Annotated in this window: 6 protein-coding genes; 2 read left to right on the forward strand and 4 right to left on the reverse strand. The window is 61.0% G+C overall.

Annotation, left to right across the window (positions count from 1 at the left end):
* Positions 1-129: 129 nt before the first annotated feature.
* Positions 130-2,514, reverse strand: a complete 2,385-nt coding sequence (locus PLL20_17495) for a VIT domain-containing protein (protein HPD31789.1) — start codon at positions 2,512-2,514, stop codon at positions 130-132.
* Positions 2,515-2,830: 316 nt separating this feature from the next.
* Between PLL20_17495 and PLL20_17500 the strand changes: the two genes are divergently transcribed.
* Complete coding sequence (locus tag PLL20_17500; protein ID HPD31790.1) at positions 2,831-3,385, forward strand: RNA polymerase sigma factor; 555 nt, start codon at positions 2,831-2,833, stop codon at positions 3,383-3,385.
* A 346-nt stretch (positions 3,386-3,731) separates the two neighbouring features.
* Positions 3,732-4,496 carry a hypothetical protein gene (locus PLL20_17505; GenBank protein ID HPD31791.1) on the forward strand — a complete coding sequence of 255 codons (765 nt, stop codon included), beginning with the start codon at positions 3,732-3,734 and terminating at the stop codon, positions 4,494-4,496.
* 10 nt (positions 4,497-4,506) lie between these two features.
* Here PLL20_17505 and PLL20_17510 read toward each other — a convergent pair whose 3' ends face one another.
* The 3 genes from PLL20_17510 to PLL20_17520 are packed head-to-tail and all read right to left on the reverse strand — an operon-like array spanning position 4,507 to position 7,671.
* A complete protein-coding gene (locus PLL20_17510) occupies positions 4,507-5,781 on the reverse strand; it encodes a Gfo/Idh/MocA family oxidoreductase (GenBank protein ID HPD31792.1) in 1,275 nt (424 codons plus the stop codon).
* Between the two features lie 34 nt (positions 5,782-5,815).
* Entirely contained in the window at positions 5,816-6,433 is a 618-nt protein-coding gene (locus tag PLL20_17515; protein ID HPD31793.1) for a DUF4276 family protein, read from the reverse strand.
* The gene (locus PLL20_17520; GenBank protein HPD31794.1) at positions 6,430-7,671 is read right to left on the reverse strand and encodes an AAA family ATPase; all 1,242 of its coding nucleotides are present in this window, start codon (positions 7,669-7,671) and stop codon (positions 6,430-6,432) included. The genes PLL20_17515 and PLL20_17520 overlap by 4 nt, the downstream gene beginning before the upstream one ends.
* Positions 7,672-7,791 lie beyond the last annotated feature (120 nt).

A 7,791-nucleotide genomic window follows, 5' to 3' on the forward strand; every position in this document is an offset into this window, starting at 1 on the left:
GCGAATCCCTTCGGCATTCGGCGATTATGAGGATGGAAATCCTCGCCACCGAGGCTCCAGATGGGAATCTGGGGCCGGCGCGTGAACATTGGGGGTCGGCAGCTCCAGATAGGAATCCAGAGGCAGCGGCTACTCGGTTGTCTCGTAGGCCTTGTCACCAAGGACCACGATGACCTTGCTGCCCAAGGCAAAGCACTTGCCCAGGTCCGGATGAGCGGCGACCAGTTCGAAGTACTCCTTGCTGAAGGCCTTGACCGTCGTCGTCTGAAGCTCCTTCTTGTAGCGGCTGTCAACCCACTTCTCGCCGTCGCGGTAGAAGGTGCGCGACCCGACGTAACGCATCACCTGCTCATCTTCTTGGCCGGCCGGTTGACTGGCTGGGGCATACCCATACCGGGCAGCATCGCCCAAACTCGCGACTCCGCCGGCGGCGGGCTCTCTGCCAACCGAACCACGAGCGTAGCCCCCGAAATAGCTGTCCATCTCATGAGGCCTTTCCGCAACGGCCATCCGCTTCGCCTCCTTGGACATCGCCACTGCCTCGTCCCCCGCGTCCATACTGAACAGTCGGCCGGAGTCCCGGGGTCTCGCCGGCGCCGGCGGTCGTGGCCGTGCCTTCACCAACCTGCGGTGCAGCGTCAGGCCTTCAATTCGATCACTCTCGCCCCGCGCGAGCCGACCCTCGTCTTCCTCCATGATCAGCATCGAGGTGTACGGCGTGACGATGCCGAACCGCTTGGCCAACTGAACGACTTCCTCGCGAACCTCCTTGTTCTCGCCGTGCAGCCGGATTTCATCGAGCAGATAGCCGACCTTGCGTGTTGCCCACAGCCGCGGCAGGTATTCCTGGCCCGCGTCGGTCTGCGGGAATGACTCTTCCCACGATCGTTTCAGGTCCTCATCGCCGCAACGGCCGGCCAGTTCCACCTTGCCTTTGCCGGGGTTGGCATAACGGCCGAAAATGACCAGTTCGCCACCCTTGAACAGATCCGGCAGTACCTTGGGATACAGGTCATGCACACCCAGGCCGCTGTCGAAGGTCAACTTCAGGTCGCTGAGCACGGGATTGGCGATCGTCCCGTAGAAGTTCGAGAGCTTGAGCTCCAGGTCCTCGTTTTCCGCGACGTAGTCGCGTGAGCCGTGGTTGTCCTCGGCCAGCTTGTCAAGCAGCTTGGTATTGACGTCGTTTCCCACCCCGAAGACAAAAAGACGAACACCGCCGGCATTGGCCTTCTTCACGTTCTCAAGTATCCGGTCAATGTTGGTTTCGCCGATGGTCGGCAGGCCGTCGGTGAGGAAGACGATCATGTACGGCCTGCCCTTGTCTTCATCGCTGCTACCGCGGGCTTTCAGGGCCGCGAGCAGAGCGTCATGGATCGCCGTCCCGCCGGCAGCCTGAAGCTCGGCGGCAAACTGCCGGGCCGTCTCAACGTTCTCCGGCTTGGCCGGAACCAGCACGTCCCTGTAAGGCCGGGCTTCCGTCGAAAAAGCCACGATGTTGAAGCGGTCGTCCGCGTTGAGATTCGCGAGGCAATATCGCAAAGCCTCACGGGCCTGCTGGATCTTCTTGCCGGCCATGCTGCCCGAGGTGTCGATGACGAAGCAGATGTCCTTGGCTACCACCTTGCGAGGCCGGGCGCCTTCGCCGGGGATGATCCGGGCCATGAAGTAGCCTTCTTCACCCGCCTGCCGGTGAGTCAGCAACACGAATGCGAAGTCCTCGTTGCTGGTCTTGTAGCTGATCACGAAGTCCTTGTCCGGCAGCACATTGGAGGCCTCATAGCCCACGCTGGCTTCGTTATCCCCCTTCCGGTCGATGCTCGCCTGGTGCGATGGGCAGAACACCGTGGCCAACGGCTGGCGGGTCTTGATGCGGGCTCGAATGGCAACCTGACTGATCGGAGCCGACGAATACTTCTCCGTGTTGAGCGGGTAGCGATAGGTCGCCAGGCCGTTCGTGGCCGTGATGACCTGCGAGTATTCGAGCTTGATCCGCACGTCGCCGTTGGCTGGGATCGGGAACACACGGGCTCTGTACATCCGGCTGCCGATGTACTCGAGCAGCGCCGGATCCTTCATCTTGCTGACGATCTCCTCATAGATCTGCTGCGCCCTGTCCTTGTCGAGGACCTCGGCCTGCACCTCCTTGTCCCCGATCATCATGCTGAACTTCTGGACGGCCACATCGTCGGCCATCGGGAAGATGTAAGTGCCTTCGAGCTGAACGTTGTTGGGGTTGTGGAAGGTCTGGTCGATACGCGTGACGCCGACGCTGTCGGTGAGCTCGGCCTCGACCAGGTGATTCTTCACCTGCAGCGGCATGTGGTATCGCCAGGGTGTCGGCCGCGGCACGGGGCGTGGATGAGGCCACAGCCGCCGGATCTCCTCGACGCTGCGATCATCGACCACGATGAAACCGTCTGCCATCGCCCGTGGGACGGGGCCGCCGGCAGCGAGTGCTAACAAGGCAAGCAACGGAACCACAATACCGAGAGATTTCACCGAGGTCTTCATGACGTGTTCCTCCGTTTCTGGGCAAGACAGTCGGCCGATGAGCGACCTGTGTGGGGCGCCTGTCAGGGGCTCTCCTGAATGTCCTGAGTGACCCGCGGCATGGGGGCATACCCAGCCCCGTGCGGTTATGAGCCCTACACTGGATTCTATCCTTCGGCCCGTCGTTTAGACGCAAACTTGCCCGAAAAGTTCCTTCATTCAACTTTCTTGGGGTGGACGGGGTATTAATGATCGGATACATGGAGAGCTTGGCACCAGCCCTAATTGCTCCGGTCGTCGTGCCTGCCGGCGTCTGGGGGGTATCAGGAGTCTTCCCGTGGGTTCCCTGTCTCCACCCGACCTCCGAAGCGACGAGGAGTTGATCCGGGCGATCAACCAGGGTGACACCGCAGCCTTCGAAACCCTGTACTACCGCTATCGCGACTGGGTGGTTCGGCTGGCGACTCGGTTCAGCGGCCGGACCGATGATGCCCTCGATGTCCTCCAAGACACCTTCGCCTACCTGCTGCGTAAAACGCCGAGTCTCCGTCTTTCCGCCAGAATGACGACGTTCCTCTACCCGGTCGTAAAGCACCTCAGCTTGGCCGCTCGCCGAAGAAGCTGCCGTTCGCTCGGTTGCGAGCTCGATGCCGACGTCCCGGCCCCGCCGCCGTCCGAAAACGACGGCGCTCGAAGCAGCTTGGCCGAGGTCATGGCCGGCTTGTCCCCGGACCAGCGAGAAGTCGTTCTCATGCGGTTCGTTGACGACATGACCCTGGCCGAGATCGCCCAGGCATTACGGATGCCTGTCGGGACCGTCAAGTCCAAGCTGCACCGGGCTTTAGAGCGATTGCAGAACGATCCTCGCACGCGGGCTTACTTTCAGCGATAAAGATGGGCTGCGCGGAAAAGCGATGTCGCCGGCTTTTCCCGGTGCCTTACCGCCCGCCGCTTTGCAGACGGCCCTGTTCCTTCAGGACCGAGAAAAGCGGTCCACCAAGCCGCGCTGGGTGGATCGGATTGCCGGACGGAGTACGATCGCTCCACCCGCGAACCTGATGGCGACAGCGGTTTGTCCGAAGGGCGGCTCCTCTTTGGCAGCCCCAGGCCGGCTCAGGTGTATAGTATCTATGAGCGGGATGCCTTCAGGGCTTCCCAGAAGGCTCGCCCGCCGGAAACCGACTCGCGATGCCGGACAGATGATGCTGAGTCTCAGGTGACGCGGACGAATCTTGTACGTGGGACAATGGCAGCCCGAGGTGGAATCGCAGATGGTCGAGGAGTACCGACAATCACAATCCCGCAGATGGCCAAGGAGAGTTGTGGCATTGGCGTTTCTGCTGTTGGGCTGCGCCTGCCTGAGCACCTGTGATCGCCGGAATACCGATCCGTCTGCGCTTGGCCTGCCCCCGACGGCATCGCCCAAGGAGGTCTACGAGCAGCTCCGGAAATGGCATGCTTCGCACTCATACGGGAGCATGGCACCGTGGGTCCATCCGGACAGCAGTGATGAGCTGATTGAGCTCCTGATCTCCATCGACGAGATGATGACCGCCAACACCACCGTGCAGGTGGCGCTGGCCCAGTATTGTCCGCACATCGACCCCCGTCAGTTTGACTTGCCGGCAATCGGCTACTTCCTTGAACTGTTCGCCCAGGATGCCAGGTTCGTCAGTGAAACCATCAACGGAGACCGGGCAGTGGTAGCGATCCAGGTGGCCGGACGTCTGCCGCTCAGATACCCGGAATTCGGACGATATGAGGGACGTTGGGTCTACATGCCCGGCAAGGTGAGCCGCGAGATGGTAAGGGGTGTCCGCGACCTGGCCAAGGGGCTGACACGCTTCGCCGCCGCGATCACGGCAGGGGCCCGGACACAGAAGCAACTGGACAGCGAGTTCCGCTATCGCGTCGCCGGCAAATTGGAGACCTTCGTGCGCGAAGCGGCGCCGACAAGCGCCCCATCCCCTTGGCGCGTCATGGCGGCCACTCTGCCTTCGTGAGCAATCGTGATTAACCCGGCCTCATTTCACGCCTGACCGGGTCGTAAACATGGCGACGGCCGGTTTCGAGGGCGGCGGCGGCCATGATCGTGGCCACGGCGTGCTGATGTCCGTATTCGATGTCGGCGTTCGGTCGCTTCCGGGAGCGGATACAGTCGATCCAGTTACCCATATGCGACTCGCTCGGCTCGGCCTGAAGCGGACGGGCCGGCATCTTCTTGACTCCCGCACCGCCCTCGCCTGAAACGACCCACTTCTCCAGATCCATGGTCGCCTCGGTGCCGCACAGGTCGAAATGCACCCCATGGCTGTTGGCCAGACCCATGCCCCAACTCATCAGGAAACCTTCCGGATAGTCCAGCAGTGCGTGGAACGTATCGGTGTGCTCGCGACCATCCTTCCAGACGTAGATCCCCCCATGGGCAACTGCGCTGGTCGGATACTTCGCGCCGGTGACCATGTGGACCGAGTCGGAGTAATGGGCCATCCAGAGACCCGACAGACCGTTGGTGCACAACTTGTAGAAATGCCACTGACGGAGCAGGCTCGGATCGAATGGGCGCTTGGGCCGGTTGAACAGGAAGGCATCCCAGTCAACGTCGCTCTGTTTGCAGTCGGCGTACGACCGCGCCCATCGCGGGTGATTCACGTTCATCGCCGCCGAGATCCTGTTCAGCTTGCCAAGGATCCCGGTAGAGAACTCTTTGGCCGCCCCTTTGAAGCGGCCCTCGCTGCGACGCTGGGTGCCTACCTGGACGACTCGCTCATGCTTACGAGCGAGATCAAGTGCCTGGTTGGCCTCGGCGATCTCCATCGACATCGGCTTTTCCACGTAAACGTCCTTGCCGGCCTTCAGCGCCTCAATCATGATCGGCGTGTGGCCGAAGTCAGGCGTCGCGATCACCACTGCGTCAACGTCATCAAGAGCCAGAATGTCGCCGAATCGCGTCGACGCCCGCGGCTGCTTGCCGAACCACTCCTTGACCTTGGCGGCGGCAACGTTCAGATTGACTTTCCAGACGTCGCAAACGGCGGTAATCTCGGCATTACGATCCTTGGCCACGTCGTGGATATCCTGCATCAACTGGCTGCCCCTGCCACCACAGCCGATGATGCCGATCGAAACCCGATCATTGGGGCCGATTCGACGGCTCTTGGCCGCGGACGCTCCCGCGGCCAGACCGGTGCCCCTGGTCGCCGCGCAACCGCCGACCGCCGCCAGACCGGCAGCGGCAACTGTGGTCCCGGACAGGAGCTTGCGACGACTGAATCGACTATCTGACATGGGATTCCTCCAAGTAGCGATTACTTTTCGATCCTTAACCGGACTTGAGACGTTTCTCCAGCTCTCGGCAAAGCTTGTCAAACGACGGCGACCTTCGACGACACAATGCCAGATCCATTTTCGAGGTCATGGCCGGTTGATCCACCGTCTCGCTGTACTTGATACCCTTGAAATGCCGCTGAATCCAACTCTTTCCGTGCCGAGCATCTTCCGGCGAGGACGGAACCGGCTCGTCCGGCGGCATCTCGATGTAGTCGCGTAAGGACTCCGCGGCGGCAACAAACCAGGTTTCGTACTCAATGTTCGCCAGAACGTAGGTGATGTCGAAATCCGGCCTTGCCGCGAGTCCACTCTCCAGCAGCTTCGGCCCCAACTCGCACGGCGGTTTCGGATCAGGATCTCGATCGAGCAGAACCAGAATCAAGCAAGGGTCCGGACTTGGTTGGCCCGTGGTAAGTTTCAAAACGGCCAGCGATATCGCTCTCGACAAGCCCTCTTGCGTCCCCAGTTGGGATCGCGGCCTGCGGATGGGCTGCAAGACGTCGATGTACTCGCCCCCGAGTTGCTCCGTCCACAGTCGCATGAACAGCGGACGTATGGCTTGGAATTCACCATACCCCTCAACGATCGGAGCAACTCGCAGCCGACTCACAAGTCCCCCTCGTCTCCAAAATCGATTTCAAGCTGCCGCCGCAGGTCCTCGGAATCCGGCTGCAACTGGTCCATGCGAAGCAACTCTCCGGCCGTGTAGAGATGGTTCCTGATGGACTGAAGACTTGCGGCATCCGCGCTCGCGATCTCCGTGGTACCCTGCCGCGCCTGTGCCACCAGCAGTCCAGTCGTAGCGGGATCGAGTTGGTCGAGCAGGTCCGGGCTGTGCGTGCTCAGAAGAATCTGGGTACGTGTGGCGGCTTCCTGAAGAGAGTCCATAAGAGCACCCGCAGCAGCGGGGTGCAGAGCGGTCTCGGGTTCCTCAATCCCAATCAGGCTTGCGGGGTGCGTCCGATCCGCCAACTGTGTGACGGCCACGAGCGTGCCCAGTGCTCTCAGCGTTCCGTCCGACATGCTGGCGGCATAGAACTTCCATGGGAGATCGGAACCGGCGATTTCCTGGCGGAACTCCAGGGTTTCGCGGGGCCCCAGTGACACCCGGTCCACGTCCGTGACGCCCGGAACAATCGTACACAGATGTGACCTGATCCGATCTTTGACCTGAGGCTGGTCGGAACCCAATCTGGCGATCACGCTGGCAATATTGCTGCCGTCCCGGTGGAGCAGGTCACCCGCGTCGGGGCTTTGTAGTTCCTTCATCGCATCAGGATTCAGGTTGTAGAAGCCCATCGACGTTAATTGGTCGTAGACCTGTCGGAAAGCAGGTAAGCCGGCGGCAACAACAAGATAGAGTCGATCGGGCGAGACAGGCGGCATGTTCTCGCTCTGGGAGACGAGAGTACCTTCCCTTACTGAGTACTCGGCGGCGAGGTTGCTGTTGGCTTTGAAGACTTTGAGATACTCTCGCTTGACAACGAAGCCGCCTCGCGGGCGCGCACCGATCTCGAATCCATACCGGGCTTCATGCCAATCAGGCAAGGCCATCTCAAGCTCAATGGCAAAGTTGCGAGGATGTCCAGTGCTGCGTCGCCGGACGGCATCGATGCCTCCTCTCGCCTTGATCGCATGATCGAGCGATCCCTTCAGGCTTTCAGCGACGAAACGCAAAGTATCCAGGAAGTTGCTTTTCCCAGAGCCGTTTCGCCCCACCAGGATCGTCAGCGGCCGCAGTTGAATATCGCACTTGCCCAGGCTTTTGTAGTTGCGGATCCTGACCCGCCGGATGAAAGGCTCGCCCGGGTTGCCGCGGGGCATCAACTCGTGCTGAATCTCGCCCATGGAAAACCTCGGGACCCTACGACAAGTCAAGCATCTCTCCCTCTGTTCGGCACCGGCTGAGAAGTCTAGCCCCTGATCAAGCATACTCCGGCGAGGTTTTCTCGCTTTGTTCGTAAAAAA

It is taken from the genome of Phycisphaerae bacterium, assembly GCA_035384605.1.
In the GTDB taxonomy this organism is placed as follows: Bacteria; Planctomycetota; Phycisphaerae; order UBA1845; family PWPN01; genus JAUCQB01.